The sequence below is a fragment of the Micromonospora sp. SD12 genome (genome assembly GCF_052068495.1).
Taxonomy (GTDB): Bacteria; Actinomycetota; Actinomycetes; order Mycobacteriales; family Micromonosporaceae; genus Micromonospora; species Micromonospora echinofusca.
Map to the genome: position 1 here is coordinate 1 of NZ_JBQHDF010000022.1, position 20742 is coordinate 20742.

The 20742-nt window shown below is 75.5% G+C and carries 19 protein-coding genes and 1 rRNA gene; 13 read left to right on the forward strand and 7 right to left on the reverse strand.

Annotated features, from left to right (window positions below; translation table 11 throughout):
* Positions 1 to 75: ribosomal RNA gene (rrf, locus tag ACTMS2_RS26650) — 5S ribosomal RNA — on the forward strand; the annotation flags it as partial.
* Positions 76 to 185: 110 nt separating this feature from the next.
* Here the strand turns inward: rrf and ACTMS2_RS26655 are convergent.
* The gene (locus tag ACTMS2_RS26655) at positions 186 to 1262 is read right to left on the reverse strand and encodes a spore photoproduct lyase family protein (RefSeq protein WP_441177853.1); all 1077 of its coding nucleotides are present in this window, start codon (positions 1260 to 1262) and stop codon (positions 186 to 188) included.
* Positions 1263 to 1345: 83 nt separating this feature from the next.
* On the opposite strand from ACTMS2_RS26655, the gene ACTMS2_RS26660 reads away from it, so the two are divergent.
* Positions 1346 to 2095 carry a DNA-formamidopyrimidine glycosylase family protein gene (locus ACTMS2_RS26660; RefSeq protein WP_441177854.1) on the forward strand — a complete coding sequence of 250 codons (750 nt, stop codon included), beginning with the start codon at positions 1346 to 1348 and terminating at the stop codon, positions 2093 to 2095.
* A 56-nt stretch (positions 2096 to 2151) separates the two neighbouring features.
* Here ACTMS2_RS26660 and ACTMS2_RS26665 read toward each other — a convergent pair whose 3' ends face one another.
* From ACTMS2_RS26665 to ACTMS2_RS26675, 3 genes are read right to left on the reverse strand one after another with little or no spacing between them, the layout of a single operon-like run.
* Positions 2152 to 2451, reverse strand: coding sequence for a BON domain-containing protein (locus ACTMS2_RS26665; protein ID WP_441177855.1), 300 nt, complete (start codon positions 2449 to 2451; stop codon positions 2152 to 2154).
* 46 nt (positions 2452 to 2497) lie between these two features.
* Positions 2498 to 3154: an STAS domain-containing protein gene (locus ACTMS2_RS26670; RefSeq protein ID WP_441177856.1), complete on the reverse strand. Its 657-nt coding sequence runs from the start codon at positions 3152 to 3154 to the stop codon at positions 2498 to 2500.
* Positions 3151 to 3525, reverse strand: a complete 375-nt coding sequence (locus tag ACTMS2_RS26675; RefSeq protein WP_441177857.1) for a GlsB/YeaQ/YmgE family stress response membrane protein — start codon at positions 3523 to 3525, stop codon at positions 3151 to 3153. Before ACTMS2_RS26675 ends, ACTMS2_RS26670 begins: the two co-directional genes overlap by 4 nt.
* A gap of 174 nt (positions 3526 to 3699) precedes the next feature.
* Between ACTMS2_RS26675 and ACTMS2_RS26680 the strand changes: the two genes are divergently transcribed.
* The 3 genes from ACTMS2_RS26680 (at position 3700) to ACTMS2_RS26690 (ending at position 6397) form a co-directional block, all read left to right on the forward strand.
* A complete protein-coding gene (locus ACTMS2_RS26680) occupies positions 3700 to 4374 on the forward strand; it encodes a response regulator transcription factor (RefSeq protein ID WP_088999853.1) in 675 nt (224 codons plus the stop codon).
* Positions 4371 to 5726: a sensor histidine kinase gene (locus ACTMS2_RS26685; protein WP_441177858.1), complete on the forward strand. Its 1356-nt coding sequence runs from the start codon at positions 4371 to 4373 to the stop codon at positions 5724 to 5726. Before ACTMS2_RS26680 ends, ACTMS2_RS26685 begins: the two co-directional genes overlap by 4 nt.
* Before the next feature lie 65 nt (positions 5727 to 5791).
* Positions 5792 to 6397, forward strand: coding sequence for a GerMN domain-containing protein (locus tag ACTMS2_RS26690; RefSeq protein ID WP_441177926.1), 606 nt, complete (start codon positions 5792 to 5794; stop codon positions 6395 to 6397).
* A gap of 117 nt (positions 6398 to 6514) precedes the next feature.
* Here the strand turns inward: ACTMS2_RS26690 and ACTMS2_RS26695 are convergent, their stop codons facing one another.
* Complete coding sequence (locus ACTMS2_RS26695) at positions 6515 to 8131, reverse strand: sulfatase-like hydrolase/transferase (protein WP_441177859.1); 1617 nt, start codon at positions 8129 to 8131, stop codon at positions 6515 to 6517.
* A gap of 142 nt (positions 8132 to 8273) precedes the next feature.
* Positions 8274 to 9059, reverse strand: coding sequence for a CDP-alcohol phosphatidyltransferase family protein (locus ACTMS2_RS26700; RefSeq protein WP_441177860.1), 786 nt, complete (start codon positions 9057 to 9059; stop codon positions 8274 to 8276).
* Between the two features lie 92 nt (positions 9060 to 9151).
* Between ACTMS2_RS26700 and ACTMS2_RS26705 the strand changes: the two genes are divergently transcribed.
* From ACTMS2_RS26705 to ACTMS2_RS26735, 7 genes are read left to right on the forward strand one after another with little or no spacing between them, the layout of a single operon-like run.
* On the forward strand, positions 9152 to 10132 hold the full coding sequence (locus ACTMS2_RS26705) for a dehydrogenase (RefSeq protein WP_441177861.1): 981 nt from the start codon (positions 9152 to 9154) through the stop codon (positions 10130 to 10132).
* Between the two features lie 3 nt (positions 10133 to 10135).
* Positions 10136 to 10534: a 6-pyruvoyl trahydropterin synthase family protein gene (locus ACTMS2_RS26710; protein ID WP_441177862.1), complete on the forward strand. Its 399-nt coding sequence runs from the start codon at positions 10136 to 10138 to the stop codon at positions 10532 to 10534.
* Entirely contained in the window at positions 10535 to 11572 is a 1038-nt protein-coding gene (locus tag ACTMS2_RS26715) for a glycosyltransferase family 4 protein (protein WP_441177863.1), read from the forward strand.
* Positions 11569 to 12393, forward strand: a complete 825-nt coding sequence (locus ACTMS2_RS26720) for an SAM-dependent methyltransferase (protein WP_441177864.1) — start codon at positions 11569 to 11571, stop codon at positions 12391 to 12393. Before ACTMS2_RS26715 ends, ACTMS2_RS26720 begins: the two co-directional genes overlap by 4 nt.
* 58 nt (positions 12394 to 12451) lie before the next feature.
* Entirely contained in the window at positions 12452 to 13387 is a 936-nt protein-coding gene (locus ACTMS2_RS26725) for a lysylphosphatidylglycerol synthase domain-containing protein (RefSeq protein WP_441177865.1), read from the forward strand.
* An 11-nt stretch (positions 13388 to 13398) separates the two neighbouring features.
* A complete protein-coding gene (locus ACTMS2_RS26730) occupies positions 13399 to 14055 on the forward strand; it encodes a GTP cyclohydrolase II (protein ID WP_441177866.1) in 657 nt (218 codons plus the stop codon).
* Positions 14048 to 14740: a RibD family protein gene (locus ACTMS2_RS26735; RefSeq protein WP_441177867.1), complete on the forward strand. Its 693-nt coding sequence runs from the start codon at positions 14048 to 14050 to the stop codon at positions 14738 to 14740. The genes ACTMS2_RS26730 and ACTMS2_RS26735 overlap by 8 nt, the downstream gene beginning before the upstream one ends.
* Here the strand turns inward: ACTMS2_RS26735 and ACTMS2_RS26740 are convergent.
* Positions 14707 to 15843: an FUSC family protein gene (locus ACTMS2_RS26740; RefSeq protein ID WP_441177868.1), complete on the reverse strand. Its 1137-nt coding sequence runs from the start codon at positions 15841 to 15843 to the stop codon at positions 14707 to 14709. The genes ACTMS2_RS26735 and ACTMS2_RS26740 overlap by 34 nt on opposite strands.
* 332 nt (positions 15844 to 16175) lie before the next feature.
* On the opposite strand from ACTMS2_RS26740, the gene ACTMS2_RS26745 reads away from it, so the two are divergent.
* Positions 16176 to 20678, forward strand: a complete 4503-nt coding sequence (locus ACTMS2_RS26745; protein WP_441177927.1) for a HAMP domain-containing protein — start codon at positions 16176 to 16178, stop codon at positions 20676 to 20678.
* Positions 20679 to 20742 lie beyond the last annotated feature (64 nt).

Sequence of the window (20742 nt, forward strand, 5' to 3'; positions counted from 1 at the left end):
AACCCGGAAGCTAAGCCCTCCAGCGCCGATGGTACTGCACTCGGGAGGGTGTGGGAGAGTAGGACACCGCCGGACAATCTTTCGGTTCAGGGTCACCCCGCAGGGGGTGGCCCTGAACTGCTTTACGGACCCTTTTCCCACGCGGGCCGAAAGCCGAAGCTCGACCGGGCACGGCAGAAGGGCCGTCAGAACGCGTAGCGGACGCGGCAGTACGGCGCCTTCGCGGCGATCAGGTCCGTCAGCGCCGCCACGTAGGCGCCCTTGGCGCCGGTGCGGTAGCGGACGTTCCAGCCGCCGCTTTGCGACCGCTTCGGCTGCTGGATCTCGGGCCGCCACAGCACCTCCTCGGCCTTCGGGTGCCAGCCGAGGTTCACCTCGTGCAGCCGGTCGTTGTGGGTCAGGAAGATGACCTCGGCGGCGAGCTGCGCCTTGGCGGCGGGCCCGAGCGCGTCGTCGAGCTGGTCGAGCAGCTCCGCCCAGTCGTCCAGCCATCCGTCACGGACCACCACCGGGCTGAAGTTGACGTGCACCTCGTAGCCGGCCGCGACGAAGTCGTCGATGGCGGCCAGCCGCTCGGCGACCGGGGAGGTGCGGATGTCGAGCAGCTTCGCGTCCCGGGCCGGCATCAGCGAGAACCGGACGCGGGTGCGGCCCCGCGGATCCCAGTCGAGCAGGTCACGGTTGACGTGCTTCGTGGCGAACGTGGCCTTCGCCGTCGGCAGGTCCCGGAACAGCGTCACCAGGTCCCGTACGTTGTCGGAGATCCGGGCGTCCAGCGAACAGTCGGAGTTCTCGCCGATGTCGTAGACCCAGGCGGCCGGGTCGCACTGGTTCGGCTCGCCCTTGACGCCCTGCCGGCCGACGTGCCGGCGCAGGTAGCCGCCGATCCGGTCGATGTTGGCGAAGACCGTCACCGGGTTGCTGTAGCCCTTGCGTCGAGGCACGTAGCAGTAGGCGCACGCCATCGCGCAGCCGTTCGCGGTCGACGGGGCGATGAAGTCGGCCGAGCGGCCGTTCGGGCGGGCGGTGAGGGACTTCTTGACCCCCAGCACCAGCGCCTCCGTCTTGATCCGTACCCAGCGGGCGACGTTGGTCTCGTCCCCGTACAGCTCGGGGATGCGGGAGTGGCTGTCGACCTCCACCCGCTCCGCGTCGGGAAAACGCTCCAGCACGGCCCGCCCACGGGGCAGGGCGGCGGCCTCCGGCTCCACGTAGATCCGCCGGATGTCGAACAGCCGTGGGTGCGGGACAGCGTCGGTCACGAAGGGGACAACCGCGGATCCGGCACCGGTGTTCCCCCGTCCGACCTGCCGTTTTCGTGTCCCACCCCCGGGTACCCGTACGCATGCCCGAGGGCCACCTCATCCACCGGTACGCGCGCGAGCAGCACGCCGCGCTCGCCGGGCAGGTCCTCGCCGCGTCCAGCCCGCAGGGCCGCCTGGACGTCCGGCCGTACGACGGGCGACGGCTGCGCGCGGTCGAGGCGTACGGCAAGCACCTGCTCTACCACGTCGACGACGCGCCGGCCCTGCACGTGCACCTCGGAATGCGGGGGCTGTTCCTGCGCCACGGCGACCCGACCGTCCCGCCCCGCACGGGCGTCCGGCTGCGCCTGGCCGGCGCCGGCGTCGCGTACGACCTGATCGCGCCCATCCGCTGCGAACCGCTGCCGGACGACGGCGAGCGCGCGCTGCGGGCCTCCCTCGGCCCCGACCCGCTGCGCGGCGACGCCGACGCCGAGGAGGCGGTACGCCGGCTCTGCGCCGCCCGCGGCGCGGTCGGCGCGGCCCTGCTCGACCAGGCCGTGTGGGCGGGCCTCGGCAACGCCTGGCGGGCGGAACTGCTCTTCCTCGCGGGCCTCGACCCGGACACCCGGGCGGTCGGGGCGGCGTCGGCCCGCCTGCTGTGGGAGCTCGCCGTCGGGTACCTGGCGTTGGGGCGCGACGCCGGGCAGGTGGTCAGCGACCCGGCGGCACCCGACGAGCGGTGGGTGTACAAGCGCCCGGCCTGCCGGCGCTGCGGCGCGCCGGTGCGCACCTGGCAGCTGGGCGGTCGCACGGCGTACGCCTGCCCGGTCGACCAGCCCGCCGCGTGACCCGCCTCCGCGCCCGCCCGTCGCCGGCGGCGGGGCCGGCGGCGACGGGCCGACGGTCAGCGGCGGAACCGACGGGAGTCGGCGAGCCGCAGGGCGTTGCACACGTCGACGACGCCCCCGACGTCCCAGGCGATCTCGCCGGCCACCTGCCGGGTGTCCGGGCCGGCCACGATGCCCGCCAGGATGACGACGCGGTTCTGCACGGTCACCACGATCTGCTGGCGGCGGGTGGTCCAGTCGCTGCTCAACCGCTGGGCGACCAGGGCCGCCAGCCGGCCGTCCTCGTCGTCCGGCGAGGGGTCCGGCGGCTGCGGGTGGGACGCGCCCTCGTCCGGGTACGGCCAGGGGATGAGCATGGGTGTTTCCTCTCGGTGCTCTGCCGGCCCCGGGGGCCGGGATCGGTCAGCGGGACGACGCGTCGGTCATGACCGCCGGGGAGAGCCCGCGCGGCTCCGGCCCGGCGACGACGGCCGCCAGCTCGCCGGCCCCGCCGGGGGACAGCCGGCGCAGGGCCTCCTGCGGGCTCGCGAAGATCGGGAACAGCCCGTCGAGCCGCATCGTGTGCAGCACGGTGCGGATGAAGCGGGACGGGGCCGCCAGGCAGAGCACGGCACCGCGCTCGCGGGCGTCGCGGTGCGCCCGGACGAGCAGCCCGAGCCCGGCGGCGTCGATGAGATGGACGCGGGTCAGGTCCACCACCACGTGCCCGCAGACGTCCACGGCCTGCCGCAGGGCGGACCGGAGCTCGTCGGCGGCGTCGGCGTCGATGTCCCCGGCGGCCGTGACCACCGCGACGTCGTCGAGGTGGTCGACGCCCAGCACCCCGCCGCCCGGCTGCCCGCCCTGCCCGACCGTGTCGCCCCCGACGTCGAGACCCGGCAGGCTGCACCGGGGGCAGCGGTGCGGGCCCGTGGCGAACGGCGAGCCGCTCCAGCCGTGTTCGGCCACCAGGGTCCAGACGACCTCGGCGTCGGGCAGGACGCACGCGGTGCCCGTGGTCGTGTCCCCGCAGTTGTCGCAGATCAACGTCATCAGGTGCTCGTCCGGTACGACGGTCATGGTGTCTTCCTCCACGGGAGGTCGGGCCGTGCCATCCGCCGGCCCGCGACCGGCGGCGTCTGGGCGGTGTCGAGGTCCGGCCCCGTGCCCCGCGGCGCGGCGGCGGCGCGTCGCGGGCCGCAGGCCGTGGCGGCCACGAGGACGACGCCGAGGACGGCCGAACCGGCCGGCACGGCGACGCGCCACGCGCCGGACCGGTCGGTGTCGAGGCCGACGATGCGGGCCAGGATGACGCCGAGCAGCGCGGTGACGATCCCCGCCACCAGGGCCAGCCAGAGCGGCACCTCCCGCCGGCGCGGGGTGATCCGCCAGCCCACCCCGGCGACGAGGAGACCGACGGCGAGCGCGGTGACGATACCGGCGACGGTCATTCTGATCCCCTCCTCCGGGACCGGTCGGCCGGCAGGGCCGGACCACGGGCGTGCCCCACCACCCTCGGCGTCGCCCGTGGCGCAGGCCACGCGGTTGTATGACAGTTGCGTGACAAAACCGCTGAACGCCGGACACGGTTGGGCGGCGCTCGTCGCCTTGGGGATGATGCCGGTATGACGGACGTACTGGTGATCGAGGACGACGACCGGATCCGTCTGGCGTTGCTGCTCGCGCTCGAGGACGAGGGCTACCGCGTCCGGGGCGTGGCCAGCGCCGAGGAGGGGCTGCTCAGGCAGCGCCAGGAACCGGCCGACACCGTCCTGGTCGACCTGATGCTGCCGGGGCTGGACGGCTTCGAGTGCATCCGGCGGCTGCGCCGCGAGGACGACGTGCCGATCGTGGTGGTCAGCGCCCGCGACGACACCCACGACATCGTCGCGGCGCTGGAGGCGGGGGCCGACGACTACGTGGTCAAGCCGGTGGCGATCAAGGAGCTGTCGGCGCGGCTGCGCGCCCTGCGGCGCCGGGCCCGGGCGGCGCCCGACCCCGTCCCGGTGCTCACGTTCGGGCAGCTGGAGATCAGCCCGGACGCCGGGGAGGTACGCCTGGCGGGGCAGCCGGTGCCGGTCACGCGTACGGAGTTCCGGTTGCTGTGCGAGCTGGCCGAGCACGCCGGCCGGGTGCTGTCGCGCCACCAGCTGCTGCAACGGGTCTGGGGCTACGACACCGGCGACGAGCGGCTCGTCGACGTGCACGTCGGGCGGCTGCGGCAGAAGATCGAGGACGATCCGGGCAATCCCCGGCACCTGGTCACCCTGCGCGGCCTCGGCTACAAGCTGACCCGGTGAGGCGGCTCGGACTGCGGGCCCGGGTGTCCGCCGGTTTCGCCGTCGGCGCGCTGCTGCTGTCGGCCTCCATGGCGCTGGTCTCGTACGAGCTGACCCGGCGGTCGCTGCTCGACGAGCGGGAGCGCACGGCGGTGCGGGCGGCGTACTTCGACGCGGCGGTGGTGCGTACCGGCCTGGACACGGAGAGCCCCGACGTGGTGGAGGTGCTGCGGTCGCTCGACACCGGCGGGGTCCGCCGCCCGCTGCTGCACCGGGGGGACGACTGGTACGCCCGTACGGCCGACGCCGGCCTGACCGCCGCCATCCCCGTCGACCTGCAACGGCTCGTCCACGCCGGCGAACCGGCCGTGCAGCGGGTCCGGGTCAACGGCCAGCCCACCCTGCTCGTCGGCCTGCCGCTGGCGCCCTCCACCAGCTACTACGAGCTGACGTCGCTGCGGGAGCTGGACCAGACCCTGCGGGTCCTCGCGCTCGCGCTGACCGCCGTGGCCATCGTGGTCGCCGGCTCCGGCGCCGCCCTCGGCTGGTACGCCACCCGGCACAGCCTGCGGCCGTTGACGGCGGTGGCGGACGCCGCGCAGGAGATCGCGGCGGGCAACTTCTCCGCCCGGCTCGCGGCGACCACCGACCCCGATCTGACCCGGCTCTCCACGTCCTTCAACCACATGGTCGACCAGCTCTCGCGCCGCATCGAGCGGGACCGCCGCTTCGCCGCCGACGTCAGCCACGAGCTGCGCTCGCCGTTGCAGACCCTGTCGGCCGCCGCCAGCGTCCTGGCCCGTCGCCGGGCGCACCTCGACGAGCGCACCGCCACCGCGGCGGGGCTGGTGGCCGACGAGATCACCCGGTTCCAGCAGCTCGTCAACGACCTCATCCAGCTCGCCCGCAGCGACCAGCCGGTCGACCGGACGCCGGTCGACGTGGCGGCGCTGGCCCGCCGGGCCTGCCAGGCACGCGGGCTGCCCGACACCCTCGTACGGGTCGAGCGGGACGTCGCCCCCACCTGGCTGGTCGACGAGCGTCGGGTCGAGCAGATCCTGGCCAACCTGGTCGACAACGCGCTGCGCCACGGCGGCGGGCCGGTGGCCGTACGGCTGTCGCAGCGCGACGGCACGGGGATCGTCGAGGTCGACGACGAGGGGCCGGGTGTGCCACCGGAGGATCGGGAGATCATCTTCGACCGCTTCGTCCGGGGCCGGGCCGCGCACTCGCGCGCCGACGGCGACGGCACGGGGCTCGGGCTCGCGCTCGTCGCCGAGCACGTCGCCGCGCACCGGGGGCGGGCCAGCGCGGGCGATCGCCCCGGCGGGGGCGCCTGCTTCCGGGTCGAGCTGCCCGGAGCGCTGTCGTGACCGCCCGTACGCCCGCGAGCCGGCCGCCCGCCGTGACCGCCCGCCCGCCCGCGAGCCCGTCGCCGGTGCCCCGCCGGTGGGCGTGGCGGTCGGGCCGGTGGCGCGGCGTCGGCGGTGCGCTCGTCGTCCTGGGGCTGCTGGCCGGCTGCGGCGTACCGACCGAGGACGCCCCGCGCACCGTAGCGCCTCCGCCCGGCCCGTTCCCCTCGCCGGGGACGGTCGCCGCGACGCCGAGCCCCACCCTGGCGACGGGTCGGACGACCGCGGTCCTCTGCTTCGTCCGCGACGACCGGCTGGTCCGCGTCGAGCGTCGCGTCGACGGCACGCCCACCGTCGACGCCCAGCTCCAGCACCTGCTGGCCGGCCCGACCCCCGCCGAACGCGAGACCGGGCTCACGACGGCCCTGCCCGGGGCCGTGCCGGCGGCCACCGCCCGGCCACGCGGCACCGAGGTCGACGTGGAACTCGGCGGAACCGGCGACGAGACGGGCCGCAGCGACGAGGTCCTCGCCTTCGGCCAGATCGTCTGCACCCTCACCGCCCGCTCCGACGTCGACACCGTGGCCTTCCTCCGGGGCGGTGCCCCGCTGGGGGTGCCGCGCGCCGACGGCTCGCTGTCGCGGCGACCCCTCGCCGCCGACGACTACGCCGGCCTCGTCGCCCCCCGCTGACGGACCGCCCCGACGGCGGGGCTCCGTTCGGCCTTCCCGGCGGCGGCCCCGTCGGCCGTTCGGACGCCTGCCGTCGGCGCGCGGACGGTGGCCGACCACCGGTGCGGGTCCGGCGGGTCAGCCGCTGAAGGCGGCGAGGAACCGGTCGCGGAAGGCGTCCATCGGCCAGACCGGTGCGCGCGGACCCGGCCGGAGGCCCTCGTCCCAGCCCCAGCCCGAGATCCGGTCGAGCACCGTCGGGTCCCGGGTGACGACGGTGACCGGGACGTCCCGGCCCGCCCCGGCACCGGTGACGACCGGGGCGGGCTGGTGGTCGCCGAGGAAGACCAGCACCAGGTCGTCGTCGCCGTGGGTCTCCAGGTAGGACACGAGGGTGGACAGCGAGTACTCGACGGACCGGCGGTAGCCGGCGCGCGGCTGCGACGACGGGTTGCCGGTGCTCGCGTCGTGGAAGACGGTCCCGTCGCCGAGTTCGGCCCAGTCGACGAGGCGCGGGATCCTCGTCCAGGGGGAGTGGCTGGACACCAGCGCGATCTCGGCCATCACCGGGGCGCGGTCCGCCCGTGCGCGTTCCAGGCGCTCGAAGGCCGCCAGCGTGTACTGGTCGGGCATCGGCGCGTAGCCGAACTTCGGTCCCCGGTAGCCGAGGCTGCGGCCGTCGTAGAAGCGCTGGTAGCCGAAGAAGGCCCCCTCCGGCCAGGGGCGGTTGGCGGCCGGCATCACGCCGACGGTGCGCCACCCGGCCCGCCCGAAGGCGCCGCCCAGCGTCAACCGGTCGCTGGCCAGCAGGCTGCGGTGCCGCTGGTCGTTGTCGACCCACATCCCGGACAGCAGCGTCGCGTGGGCCAGCCAGCTTCCGCCGCCGGTGGTCGGTGAGGTGAGGTATCCGCTGCGGGAGGCGAAGCCGGCCGCCCGCAGCCGGCGGTCCCCGTCGGCCAGCACGGCACCCACGCCAGGGGCGTACTCCGGGTCCTGCACCGCGTCGCGCCCGTAGCTCTCCACGAAGGCGACCACCACGTCCTTGCCGCGCAGCGCGCCCAGCAGGCGCTCGCCGGGAGTGTCCCGGAACGCGTCGTCGCCGACCTGGGCCGCGAAGACCTCCCGGTCGCGCAGCCGGGCGCGCACCTGGAGCGCGTGGGCGCCGACCAGGTCGGTCGCGGCGACGTCGGCAACCGGCACGCCCGGGGACACCCGCACGCCGAACGCGGCGCAGGCCAGCCAGACGACCACCAGCGCCGCGACGGTACGCCGGGTGGCCGCACGGTGCCGGGCGAGCAGCGGGGCCAGCCGCAGCACCGACCGCGTCGTCGCGAGGAGCAGGGCGGCGAGCAGCAGCACGGTTACGACGACCCCGCCGGCGGCGCCCGCCCGGCCCACCGAGTCGGTGAGGAACCCGAGCGCGTCGTCGAGCAGGGCCCAGTCGAGCACGAGGTCGAAGGGGCGGCCGAGCGTCGCGAGGAAGCCGAGGTCGGCCAGCTTCAGCACGGCCAGCAACCCGAGCGACGCGCCGGCGAGCGCCGCCACCGGCCGCCGCGCGCGTGCCGGCAGGGCAAGCAGCAGGGCGACGACGAGCAGCCCTTCGAGGGGTACCCGCACGAATGCGCCGGGCGTGAGTTGGGCGGGCTGGTGGGGCGCCGTCAGGGCGGCCAGCACGAGCAGGGCGGCCAGTGCGGTCCCCGCCCACGCCGCACCCGGTCGCCGCCCGTCCGCTGCGTCGGGAGCACGGCCGCGCATCCCGACAGCCGGCCGGCCACGCCCGTCCGGCGACGGGCTCGGTCCGGCCCCGCGCGGCGGGTTCGGTTCGGCCCCGCGCGGCGGGTTCGGTTCGGCTTCGCGCGGCGGGTTCGGGTGGGTCACCGGCGGCGGCGACGTCGGGTCAGTCACGGGCGGCGGCGAGGTCGGGGCTTACCGGCGCGGGCCGGACCCGGCGGTGCGCGACGGCCGGCGGCGCCGCCCCCGCGGAGCGGTGCCGCCACAGCCACGCGACGTCGCGGCCGAACGACTCGACGAGCAGGGCCAGCGCGACCGCCAGCACCAGCGCGTCGCCCGGCCCGGGCAGCACCCCGGCCGCCGCGACCAGCAGCAGCACGCCCTGCGCCGCCGCGACGACCTTGCGCCAGTACCGCGCCGGCAGCGGCCGGCGCAGCCAGGGCAGCACCCACCCGGCGGCGACGAACGCGTACCGCATGGCGCCGAGGGCGAGCACCCAGACGCCCACGGCCGGCGCGACGGCCGCCCCGAGGACGAGGATGAGGAACGCGTCGACCTCCATGTCGAAGCGGGCCCCCAGCGCGCTGGCGGTGCCGGTACGCCGGGCCACGTACCCGTCCACGGCGTCGAGGGCCAGCGCCACGGCGGTCAGGGCGACCAGCGTCCCGGCCGGAGCGGGCCGGTCGACGCCGGCCGAAACGAGCGCGTCGCCGGTCAGCGCCGTCACGGCGCCGACGAGGAGCGCCCGGGCCAGGGTCACCCGGTCGGCGGGCCCCAGGGCGTGCGAGCCCGACCCGCGCAGCCCCCGGTCGAGGGTCAGGCACAGCACCGCCCCGTACGCGCCCCCGGCGAGCCAGCCCGCCGGGCCGAGGCCGACCGTCGCGGCCAGCCCCGCCAACAGGACAATCTGGACGATCAACCCGATCGCCGGGCCTTTTCGAACCGTGGGCACCGTGCCTCCGTGTCTATGGTCGACGACTTCCGACAGGAACTACGGGAAACACCGCCGTTCGGTTCGCTGCGGACACGGGTGAGGAGGAGCCGGTGACCGGTGAGGCGCGCGCCTTCTGGCTGCGTACGCCCGGCAGAGGGGAGATCCGGTCGGTGCCGCTGGCCGCCCCCGGCCCGGGTGAGGTGCTCGTGCGCAGCCGGTACTCCGGGGTCAGCCGCGGCACGGAGACGCTCGTCTTCGCCGGCCGGGTTCCCGCCGACCAGTACGCGGCGATGCGCGCCCCGTTCCAGGAGGGCGACTTCCCGGGGCCGGTGAAGTACGGCTACCTCAACGTGGGAGTGGTCGAGCAGGGCCCCGCCGAGCTGCGCGGCCGGACCGTGTTCTGCCTGCACCCGCACCAGAGCGCGTACGTCGTACCGGCCGAGGCGGTGGTGCCCGTGCCCGACGCGGTGCCGCCCGCCCGCGCGGTGCTCGCCGGGACGGTGGAGACGGCGGTGAACGCCCTGTGGGACGCCGCGCCCCTGGTCGGCGACCGGGTGAGCGTGGTCGGCGCCGGCATGGTGGGCTGCTGCGTGGCGGCGCTGCTGGCCCGCTTCCCCGGCGTACGGGTGGAGCTGGTCGACACCGACCCGACCCGGGCGGAGGTGGCCGCCGCACTCGGCGTCGGGTTCGCGCTGCCGCAGGGGGCGACCGGCGGACGGGACCTCGTGGTGCACGCCAGCGCGACGGCCGCCGGTCTGCAACGCTCCCTGGAACTGCTCCGGCCGGAGGGCACCGTGGTGGAGCTGAGCTGGTACGGCGACCGCACCGTCGCGCTGGCGCTGGGCGGGGCGTTCCACTCCGGCCGGTTGACCGTACGCGCCAGCCAGGTGGGCGCCGTGGCGCCGGCCCGGCGGGACAGCCGCAGCTTCGCCGACCGGCTCGGGCTCGCCCTGGACCTGCTCGCCGATCCCGCCTTCGACGCGCTGCTCACCGGCGGGTCCCGCTTCGCGGAGCTGCCCGACGTGCTGGCCCGGCTGACCGCCGGCAGCCTCCCCGCCCTGTGCCACCTCATCACCTACGACGGAGAGTGACCCGTGTTCAGCGTGACCGTCCGAGACCACATGATGATCGCTCACAGCTTCCGGGGCGAGGTGTTCGGCCCGGCGCAGCGCCTGCACGGGGCCACGTTCGTCGTCGACGCCACGTTCCGCCGCCGGGACCTCGACGCCGACGGCGTGGTGGTCGACATCGGGCTGGCCACCGCCCAGCTCAGGGCCGTGCTCGGGGAACTGACCTACCGCAACCTCGACGACGAGCCGGCCTTCGCCGGGGTGAACACCACCACCGAGGTGCTGGCCCGCGCGGTCGCCGACCGCCTCGCCGAGCGGGTACGCGCCGGTGACCTCGGCGCGGGCGCCCGCGCCCTGGCCGGCATCACCGTCACGCTGCACGAGTCGCACGTCGCCTGGGCCAGCTACGAACGGTCGCTGTGAATGGCGACGGTGCACGTCGTGCTGCCGAACGACATCGACGACCCGGCCGAGCCGAGCGGCGGCAACGGCTACGACCGCCGGCTCTGCCGGGGCCTCGCGGCGGCCGGCTGGACGGTCCGCGAGCACGCCGTGCCCGGCGACTGGCCCCACCCCGACCGGGCCGCGCGCGCCGGGCTCGCCGAAGTGCTCGCGGCGCTGCCCGACGCCTCGCCCGTCCTGCTCGACGGGCTGGTGGCCTCGTGCGTGCCGGAGGTGCTGACCCCGCACGCCCGGCGGCTGCGCGTTGTCGTCCTCGTGCACCTGCCGCTGGAGCACGACGCCGAGGCCGCCGCCCTGGCCGCCGCCGTCGCGGTCGTCACCACCAGCGAGTGGACCCGGCGGCGCCTGCTGGACCGGTACGCGCTGCCGCCCGACCGGGTGCACGTCGCCCGGCCCGGCGTGGACCCGGCCCCGCCCGCGCCAGGGTCACCGGCCGGGGGGAACCTGCTCTGCGTCGCCGCCCTCACCCCGCACAAGGGCCACGACGTGCTGGTGGAGGCGCTGTCGACCGTCGCCGACCTGCCCTGGAGCTGCGTCTGCGTGGGGCCGCTGACCCGGGACCCGGGGTTCGTGGCGGCCCTGCGCCGGCGGGTCGGCGGGCGCGGGCTCGCCGACCGGGTGCGCCTGGTCGGCCCCCGCACCGGGGCGGCCCTGGACGCCGCGTACGCCGCCGCCGACCTGCTGGTGCTGCCCTCGCGCCGGGAGACGTACGGCATGGTGGTCACCGAGGCCCTCGCGCGGGGCGTGCCGGTGCTGGCCACGGCGGCCGGCGGGCTGCCCGAGGCGCTGGGCCGCGCGCCCGGCGGGGCGGCGCCGGGCCTGCTCGTACCGCCCGACGACCCGACGGCCCTGGCCGGTGCGCTGCGGCGCTGGCTCGGCGAGCCCGCCCTGCGCCGGGCGCTGCGGCGGGCGGCGCGGGCGCGGCGGCAGACGCTCGACGACTGGGCCGTGCCCGCGACCGTCGCGGGGGCGGTGCTGGCCGGGGTGATGGCGGCATGACCGGGCAGTTGCCGCCGCACTTCGCGGCCTGGCTGGCGCTGCGGGAGCCCGCCGACGCGGCGGCCCGCGCCGTGGACCTGGTGGATGTCGTGCGTCGCCGGCTGGCCGGCGCCGGGCCGCTCGTCGTGCACGACCTCGGCGCCGGCACCGGCTCCATGGGTCGCTGGCTGGCGCCGCTGCTGCCCGGCCCGCAGCACTGGATCCTGCACGACCGCGACGCCGACCTGCTCGCCCGCGCGGCCGCCGGGATGCCCGCCGCCGCCGGTGACGGCGCCCCGGTCACCGCCGGTGCCCGCGTCGGCGACCTCACCCGGTTGACCGCCGCCGACCTGTCCGACGCGTCGCTGGTCACCGCGTCCGCCCTGCTGGACATGCTCACCGCGCAGGAGATCGAGCGGCTCGTGGCGGCCTGTGCCGCCGCCGGCCGCCCGACCCTGCTGGCCCTGTCGGTGACCGGCCGGGTGCGGCTCACCCCGGCGGACCCGTGGGACGGGCGGATCGCCGCCGCGTTCAACGACCACCAGCGTCGTACGGTCGACGGACGGGCCCTGCTCGGGCCGGACGCCGTTCGCGCCTGCGCGGCGGCCTTCGCCCGGCACGGCCTCGACGTGCTCGTGCGGCCCAGCCCGTGGCGGCTCGGCCCGCAGCAGGCGGAGCTGGTCGGCGAGTGGTTCACCGGCTGGCTCGACGCCGCCTGCGCACAGCGGCCCGAGCTGACCGGCCCGACCCGGTCGTACGCCCGCCGGCGCCGCGCCGAGATCGCCGCCGGCCGGCTGGACGTGCTGGTCGACCACCTCGACCTGCTGGCCGGCGGTGGGTGAACCGCACGCCCCGCCCGTGCGTGCCGATGGGCGGGGCGATCGTCGGGGGAGGACCGGGATGGCGGCGGGCACGACGCGCCGGTTCTGGCCGTGGGCACGGCTGGTCGGCGGCGGGGGACTGCTGGCCGTCCTGCTGGGCTGGCTCGGCACCGGCCCGTTCCTCGCCGGGCTGCGCCTGATCGACGCCCCGGCGCTGGCCGCCGCCGTCGGCATCGGAGCGCTCACCACGGGCTGCTGCGCCTGGCGGTGGAGCCTCGTGGCGGGCGGGCTGGGCGTACGGCTGCCGCTGCCGACGGCGGTCGCGCACTGCTACCGCGCGGTGTTCCTGAACGCGACGCTTCCCGGCGGTGTGCTCGGCGACGTGCACCGGGCGGTGCGGCACGGCCGCGACGTCGGCGACGTCGGCCGGGGTGTGCGCGCGGTGGTGTGGGAACGCGCCGCCGGGCAGGTCGTGCTGGCCGTCGTGGCGGTGGTCGTGCTCGCCGTCTTCCCGTCGCCGGTGCGGCCCCACCTGCCGGCGGTGGCGGCGCTGCTGGCGGCGGCCGGGCTGGGCGTCGTCCTGCTGGCCCGCGCGCTGCCCACCACCGGCGCGTCGCGGTGGGCGCGTGCGGCGCGCGCGGCGGCGGCCGACGTCCGGGCCGGGCTGCTCGGCCGCCGCGCCTGGCTGGGCGTGGTCGTGGCCTCCACCGTGGCCGTCGCCGGCCACCTGGCCACCTTCGTGCTGGCCGCGCGCACCGCCGGCTCCACCGCGCCGCTGGCCCTGCTGGTGCCGCTGACGCTGCTGGCGCTGCTGGCCATGGGGGTGCCGGCGAACGTGGCCGGCTTCGGTCCCCGCGAGGGCGTGGCGGCGTGGGCGTTCGGCGCCGCCGGCCTGGGCGCCGCCGAGGGCGTCGCCACCGCCACGGTGTACGGGGCCCTGGTGCTCGCCGCGAGCCTGCCTGGCGCCGCCGTCCTGCTGGTCCGCCGTGCCCGTGTGCCCGCCGACACCGTCTGACGAGGAGCCCGATGTCCGAAGCCCCGCCCGCCGCCGCCGTCCGCACGCAGGTCACGGTGCCGCTGCGGTTCCCCGACGGATACCGTGCCACCGCCCGGGTGTTCTCCTTCGACGGTCTCGTCGACGGCCGGGAACACCTCGCGTTCGGCCTCGGCGACCGGACCGGCCCCGGCGACGCTGACGCGGCACCCCCGAGGCCGCCGCTGGTGCGCCCGCACAGCGAGTGCCTGACCGGGGACGTGTTCGGCAGCCGGCGCTGCGACTGCGGCCCGCAGTTGCGGGAGGCGGTCGAACGCGTCGCCGCCGCCGGCGGCTACCTGCTCTACCTGCGGCAGGAGGGACGCGGCATCGGCCTGTACGCCAAGCTCGACGCGTACGCGTTGCAGGACGCGGGGTTGGACACCTACGAGGCGAACCTGGCGCTGGGGCGCCGGCCCGACGAACGCGACTACACGGTGGCCGCGCAGATGCTCGCCGCGCTGGGCGTGGACCGGGTCGCCCTGCTCAGCAACAACCCGGACAAGGCCGCGCAGCTGACCCGGCTCGGGGTCGCCGTCGCCGAGCGCGTACCCACCGGGGTGTACCTGTCGGGCGCGAACGCCGGCTACCTGGCGGCGAAGGCCGGGCGTGGCGGGCACGCCCTCGACCTGCCCTTCGTCCGTGACTGAGCGCCCGTACGTCCTGCTCAGCTGTGCGACGTCGCTCGACGGCTACCTCGACGACGCCAGCGGGCAGCGGCTGCTGCTGTCCAACGAGGCCGACCTGGACCGGGTCGACGAGGTGCGGGCCGGCTGCGACGCGATCCTGGTCGGCGCGGGCACGGTCCGCCGCGACGATCCCCGGCTACTGGTCCGTTCCGCGCGGCGGCGCGCCGAACGCGTGGCGCGGGGCCTGCCCGCCTCACCGACCAAGGTGACGGTGACCGGCTGTGGCGACCTGGATCCGGCGGCCCGCTTCTTCACCACCGGCGACGCCGAGCGGATCGTCTACTGTGCCACGCCCGCGGTGGAGAAGACGGGGGAGCGGCTGGCCGGCCGGGCCACCGTGGTGGACGCGGGCGAACCGGTGGACCCGGCGTGGGCGCTGGCGGACCTCGCGGCCCGGGGCGTCGACCGGCTGATGGTGGAGGGCGGGGCGAACGTGCTCGGGCAGTTCCTCACCGCCGGCCTCGCCGACGAACTGCACCTGGTGCTGGCCCCGTTCTTCGTCGGCGACGGGCGGGCTCCGAGGTTCGTCGGCGACGGCAGCTTCCCCTGGCATCCCGGCCGCCGGGCCCGGGTGGCGGAGACCCGCCAGATCGGCGACGTGGTGCTGGTCCGCTACGCGTTGTCGGAGCGCTGCGACGCGGGCTGAGCGGGCACCACCCCGAGCGCCTCGTCCACCCGCTCCAACACGGCGACGTCGTCGCGGCCGACGCCGCGCAGCAGGTCGATGGCGGTCGCCCGGATCTGGCCGACGATCATCGTGACGGGCAGCGCCGGGTCGGCCGCGAGCAGTCGACCGGCGACCCGGACCGCGGTCATGGCCGCCTCGTCGGCGCGCGCCGCGTGGCGGTCGGCGTCCTCGCCGGTGAGGTCGGTCGCCACCGCCTCGCCCGCGGCGCGTACGGCGGCGGCCAGGGCGGGCAGCGCGTCGCCCAGCTCCGGCGGCGTCCCGGCGCACAGCCGGGTCAGCGTCACCCCGGCGCGGACCAGCACCCGGACGTTGCGGACGGCGTAGTCCAGCTGCCGGGTGGTCGCCTCCACGTCGCGCACCTGCCCGACGTGCCGCCGCCGGCGGACGTGGAACCGCAACGTCTCCCCGGTGGCCCGGACCGCCGTGCGCAGCTGGTCGACGCAGTCGTCCAGTTCCCGGGCCCGCTCCAGCGCCGCCCGGGCGGCGGTCTCGTCGCAGCGGGCGAGCGCGCCGTCGAGCTCGTCGAGCACGTCGGCCAGGTCGGCGAAGCTCTGCCGGGCCTGGCCGACCAGCGGAGCGAGGGGGTCGCGGGCCGCCAGGAGCTGGCTCGCGGCCAGGGCGACCGCGCCGCCGATCAGCGCGTCGACGAACCGGAAGGGCATCAGCGTGCCGCTGGGCGCGGCGACCGCCACCAGGTACATGGCGGAGACCGCCGCCTGCACCACGAGGGTGGTGCGCGCCCCGATCGCCACCATCAGGCCGGTGGTCAGCGTCAGCACCAGGAAGACGGTGCCGGTGCCGGGGCCGAGCGCGTACACGAGCAGTTCGGCGACGAGCACGCCGGCCGCGACCCCGAGCAGGATCTCCACCGTCTGCCGGACCCGCCGCCCCCGCGCCTCGCCCAGGACGACCAACGCGGCCGTGGGCGCGAAGAACGGGTCCGGGTGACCGATCACCCGCGCGGCGAGCATCCAGGCGACGGTCGCGGCGAGCGTCAGCTCGACCACCGACCTGCCGTCGTGCCGGATCCGCCCACCCACGCCCCGCCACCACTGCCGCACCGTCCGTACCCCTTTTCCGGCGGGGCGGGCTCCACACCGGACCCGCTCGCCGGGCCGGCGTGGAGGACCGCCCGGCGAGTCCCCGTCCCGGTCACACCGGTTCGAGCGTCGCCTCTACCCGCGCCGGGCGTTCGGTAACCGTGCTGGTCACCGCGCCGCGGCGGGCCAGCCGTGGCCCGGCGGCGGTGCGCGCGCGGGCGGCGGGCGGGCTGTGCATACTTGCGCGGTCGATGTTGTGCCGGCGGGCGGGCCCCCGGCTGCTGCGCGAGGTGGTTGTGGTGGTCGAGAAGACGGCGTCGCGGCGCAACCCGACGGCCGGTGGCGCCGCGGCGATGGCCGACCCGGGGCTGCGGCAACTGCTGGCCGGCCTGACGGCGGTGCGCGACGGTGACTTCGGCACCCGCCTGCCGGAGGACGCCGACGGCCTGCTCGGGGAGATCGCCACCGTCTTCAACGGCATGGTGGACCAGCTGTCGCTGTTCACCTCCGAGGTGACGCGGGTGGCCCGGGAGGTGGGCACCGAGGGCCAGCTCGGCGGCCAGGCCGAGGTGCCCGGGGTGTCGGGCACCTGGAAGGACCTCACCGACTCCGTCAACGCCATGGCGGGCAACCTGACCGATCAGGTGCGCGACATCGCCGAGGTGGCCACGGCGGTGGCCCGGGGCGACCTGTCGCAGAAGATCACCGTGGACGTGCGCGGCGAGATCCTGGAGTTGAAGATCACCATCAACACGATGGTGGACCAGTTGTCGTCGTTCGCCGACGAGGTGACGCGGGTGGCCCGGGAGGTCGGCAGCGAGGGCCGCCTCGGCGGCCAGGCCGAGGTGCCCGGGGTGGCCGGCACCTGGCGCGACCTCACCGACTCGGTGAACTTCATGGCCGGCAACCTGACCAGCCAGGTACGCAACATCGCCCAGGTCACGACCGCCGTGGCCCGGGGCGACCTGTCGCAGAAGATCACCGTCGACGCCCGGGGCGAGATCCTGGAGCTCAAGAGCACGATCAACACGATGGTGGACCAGTTGTCGTCGTTCGCCGACGAGGTGACGCGGGTGGCCCGGGAGGTCGGCACCGACGGGCGGCTCGGCGGTCAGGCGCAGGTCAGCGGCGTCGCCGGCACCTGGCGCGACCTCACCGACTCGGTGAACTCGATGGCGGTCAACCTCACCGACCAGGTGCGCAGCATCGCCCAGGTGGCCACGGCGGTGGCCCGGGGGGACCTGTCGCAGAAGATCACCGTCACCGCCCACGGCGAGATCCTGGAGCTGAAGAACACCATCAACACGATGGTGGACCAGTTGTCGTCGTTCGCCGACGAGGTGACGCGGGTGGCCCGGGAGGTCGGCACCGAGGGTCGCCTCGGCGGCCAGGCCGACGTCAAGGGCGTCTCCGGCACCTGGAAGGACCTGACCGAGTCGGTCAACGTCATGGCGGACAACCTCACCGCCCAGGTACGCAGCATCGCCGAGGTGACCACCGCCGTGGCGAAGGGCGACCTGACCCAGAAGATCCGCGTCGACGCGCGCGGCGAGATCCTGGCGTTGAAGGAGACCATCAACACGATGGTCGACCAGCTCTCGGCGTTCGCCGACGAGGTGACGCGGGTGGCCCGGGAGGTCGGCACCGAGGGCCGCCTCGGCGGTCAGGCCCGGGTGTCCAACGTGGCCGGCACCTGGAAGGACCTCACCGACAACGTCAACGAGATGGCCAACAACCTCACCAACCAGGTGCGCTCGATCGCGCTGGTCGCCACCGCCGTCGCGCAGGGCGACCTGAGCCGGCAGATCACCGTGGAGGCCAAGGGCGAGGTGGCCGTGCTCGCCCAGACGATCAACACGATGGTCGGCACGCTCGGCGCCTTCGCCGACGAGGTGACGCGGGTGGCCCGCGAGGTCGGCACCGAGGGCCGCCTCGGCGGCCAGGCCCGGGTGCCGAACGTGGCCGGCACCTGGAAGGACCTCACCGACAACGTCAACTCGATGGCGAACAACCTCACCGGCCAGGTACGCAACATCGCCCAGGTGACCACCGCGGTGGCCCAGGGCGACCTGACCAGGAAGATCGACGTCGACGCGCGCGGCGAGATCCTGGAACTCAAGACCACCATCAACACGATGGTGGACCAGCTCTCGTCGTTCGCGGCCGAGGTGACCCGGGTGGCCCGGGAGGTCGGCAGCGAGGGCCGCCTCGGCGGGCAGGCCGAGGTGGAGGGCGTCTCCGGCACCTGGAAGCGGCTCACCGAGAACGTCAACGAGCTGGCCGGGAACCTCACCCGCCAGGTGCGCGCCATCGCCGAGGTGACCAGCGCCGTGGCCACCGGCGACCTGACCCGCTCCATCACCGTGGACGCCCCCGGCGAGGTCGGCGAGCTGAAGGACAACATCAACTCGATGGTGGAGTCGCTGCGCGAGACCACCCGGACCAACCAGGAACAGGACTGGCTCAAGACGAACCTGGCCCGCATCTCGGGCCTCATGCAGGGCCACCGCGACCTGGACGTGGTCGCCGGCCTGGTGATGAACGAGCTGGCCCCGCTGGTCTCCGCGCAGCTCGGCACCTTCCTGCTGGTCGACGACGGCCCGGACCGGGCCGACCTGCGGGTGGTGGGCGGGTACGGGCACGACACCTCCGGCCGCCGGTACGCCCTCGGCGACTCCCTCGTCGGGCAGGCCGCGGTGAGCAAGCGGGCCATCGTGGTGGACGCCGTACCGGCCGACTACGTCACGGTCTCCTCCAGCCTCGGCGCCGCCGCCCCGCTGCACCTGGTGGTGCTGCCGATCCTCTTCGAGGACCAGGTGCTCGGGGTCATCGAGCTGGCCAGCATGAGCCGCTTCACCGAGGTGCAGCGCGACTTCCTCGACCAGCTGACCGAGACCATCGGCGTCAACGTCAACACCATCGTCGCCAACGCCCGTACCGACGTGCTGCTCACCGAGTCGCAGCGCCTCGCCGCGGAGTTGCAGGCCCGCTCGGAGGAGTTGCAGGCCCGCTCGGAGGAACTCCAGCGCTCCAACGCCGAACTGGAGGACAAGGCGGCCCTGCTGGCCCGGCAGAACCACGACATCGAGACGAAGAACTCCGAGATCGAGCAGGCCCGCCAGGAGCTGGAGACCCGCGCCCAGCAGCTCGCGCTCGCCTCCAAGTACAAGTCGGAGTTCCTCGCCAACATGAGCCACGAGCTGCGTACGCCGCTGAACTCGCTGCTCATCCTCGCCCAGCTGCTCGCGCAGAACCCGAACCGCAACCTGACCCCTAAGCAGGTCGAGTACGCCACGGTCATCCACTCGGCCGGCACCGACCTGCTCCAGCTCATCAACGACATCCTCGACCTGTCCAAGGTGGAGGCCGGGAAGATGGACATCAACCCGGAGACCTTCGAGCTGGCCGCGCTGCGCGACTACGTCGACGCGACGTTCCGGCCGCTGACCACGCCCCGGGGCCTGGAGCTGGAGATCAGCACGGGGCCGGGCGTGCCGACGGAGCTGCACACCGACGAGCAGCGGCTGCGGCAGGTGCTGCGCAACCTGGTCTCCAACGCGGTGAAGTTCACCGAGAAGGGGCGGGTGCGGCTGCGCATCGAGCGGGCCGCGCCGGGGGAGCTGCCCGAGGGCCTCGCCGAGACCGACACCGTCATCGCGTTCCGGGTGATCGACACCGGCATCGGCATCGCCGAGCAGCACCTGACCGCCATCTTCGACGCCTTCCAGCAGGCCGACGGCACGACCAGCCGGCGCTACGGGGGCACGGGCCTCGGGCTGTCCATCAGCCGGGAGATCGCCCACCTGCTCGGCGGCCGGATCCAGGCGCGCAGCGTGCTCGGGCGGGGCAGCACGTTCACCCTCTACCTGCCCGTCGGGCCGGTGCCCGCCGCGACCGGCGACGCGACGGCCGCGGACCGCCCGGCCGGCCCGTTCGCGGCACCCGGCCGGGCCGGCGCGCTGCCCTGGGCGCCGCCGGCCACGCTACCGCCGGCCGTGACGCTCCAGCCGGGCGAGGCGCGTCGGATGCTGGTGCTGGAACGCCACGACAAGGGGCTGCTGACGCTGCTCGCGCAGGGTGTCGCGGCGGACCTCGGTGACGCGCATCCGCCGGTGGAGGTCTGCACCGCCGTGGACGTTCCCTCGGCCGTCGAGGCGCTCGCCGGCGGGCGGCACCACGTCCTGGTGCTCCAGCTCGACCTGCCCGACGACGGCGGTACGACCCTGATCAAGGCGCTGCACGACGATCCGGCGCTGCGCGGGGTGCCCGTGCTGGCGTACCACGGGCACCCGTTGCCGTCCGGCTCGCAGGCCCTGTTGCAGGCGCTGGCCCACGAGCGGCCGCTGGAGATCCTGCGCAGCCTGGACGACCTGCGCGAGCGGATCGCTTTGCACCTGACGGCGGTGACCCCGGAGCGGGTGCTGCCGTTCGCCCCGGTGCTGCCCGACGTCCGGCCCGCCGTCGACGCCCTGCCCGGCGAGCTGGCCGGCCGCAAGGTGCTGGTGGTGGACGACGACGCGCGCAACGTCTTCGCGCTGACCAACATCCTGGAGCTGCACGGGCTCGACGTGGTCTACGCGGAGAACGGCCGGCAGGGCATCGAGACGCTGATGCGCCACGACGACATCGACCTCGTGCTGATGGACGTCATGATGCCGGAGATGGACGGCTACGCCGCGACGGCGGCGATCCGCGCCATGCCCCGCTACGCCGACCTGCCGATCATCGCGGTGACCGCGAAGGCGATGCACGGCGACCGGGAGAAGAGCATCTCCTCCGGCGCCAGCGACTACGTCACGAAGCCGGTCGACGCCGCCGACCTGTTGCAGTGCATCCACCGCTGGCTGCACGGCTGAGGCCTGCCCGGGCGGACGCTTCGCGGTGCTCCCCGGGCGGGCGACCGCCGGGGGAGCACCGGTC

What these genes read in the sequence shown, in the direction of transcription:
- ACTMS2_RS26670 (WP_441177856.1), bottom strand. Translation starts at nt 3,154, where the DNA reads ATGACCGTCGTACCGGACGAGCACCTGATGACGTTGATCTGCGACAAC.
- ACTMS2_RS26730 (WP_441177866.1), top strand. Translation starts at nt 13,399, where the DNA reads ATGTCCGAAGCCCCGCCCGCCGCCGCCGTCCGCACGCAGGTCACGGTG.
- ACTMS2_RS26695 (WP_441177859.1), bottom strand. Translation starts at nt 8,131, where the DNA reads ATGCGCGGCCGTGCTCCCGACGCAGCGGACGGGCGGCGACCGGGTGCG.
- ACTMS2_RS26745 (WP_441177927.1), top strand. Translation starts at nt 16,176, where the DNA reads ATGGCCGACCCGGGGCTGCGGCAACTGCTGGCCGGCCTGACGGCGGTG.
- ACTMS2_RS26675 (WP_441177857.1), bottom strand. Translation starts at nt 3,525, where the DNA reads ATGACCGTCGCCGGTATCGTCACCGCGCTCGCCGTCGGTCTCCTCGTC.
- ACTMS2_RS26715 (WP_441177863.1), top strand. Translation starts at nt 10,535, where the DNA reads ATGGCGACGGTGCACGTCGTGCTGCCGAACGACATCGACGACCCGGCC.
- ACTMS2_RS26665 (WP_441177855.1), bottom strand. Translation starts at nt 2,451, where the DNA reads ATGCTCATCCCCTGGCCGTACCCGGACGAGGGCGCGTCCCACCCGCAG.
- ACTMS2_RS26725 (WP_441177865.1), top strand. Translation starts at nt 12,452, where the DNA reads ATGGCGGCGGGCACGACGCGCCGGTTCTGGCCGTGGGCACGGCTGGTC.
- ACTMS2_RS26720 (WP_441177864.1), top strand. Translation starts at nt 11,569, where the DNA reads ATGACCGGGCAGTTGCCGCCGCACTTCGCGGCCTGGCTGGCGCTGCGG.
- ACTMS2_RS26680 (WP_088999853.1), top strand. Translation starts at nt 3,700, where the DNA reads ATGACGGACGTACTGGTGATCGAGGACGACGACCGGATCCGTCTGGCG.
- ACTMS2_RS26660 (WP_441177854.1), top strand. Translation starts at nt 1,346, where the DNA reads ATGCCCGAGGGCCACCTCATCCACCGGTACGCGCGCGAGCAGCACGCC.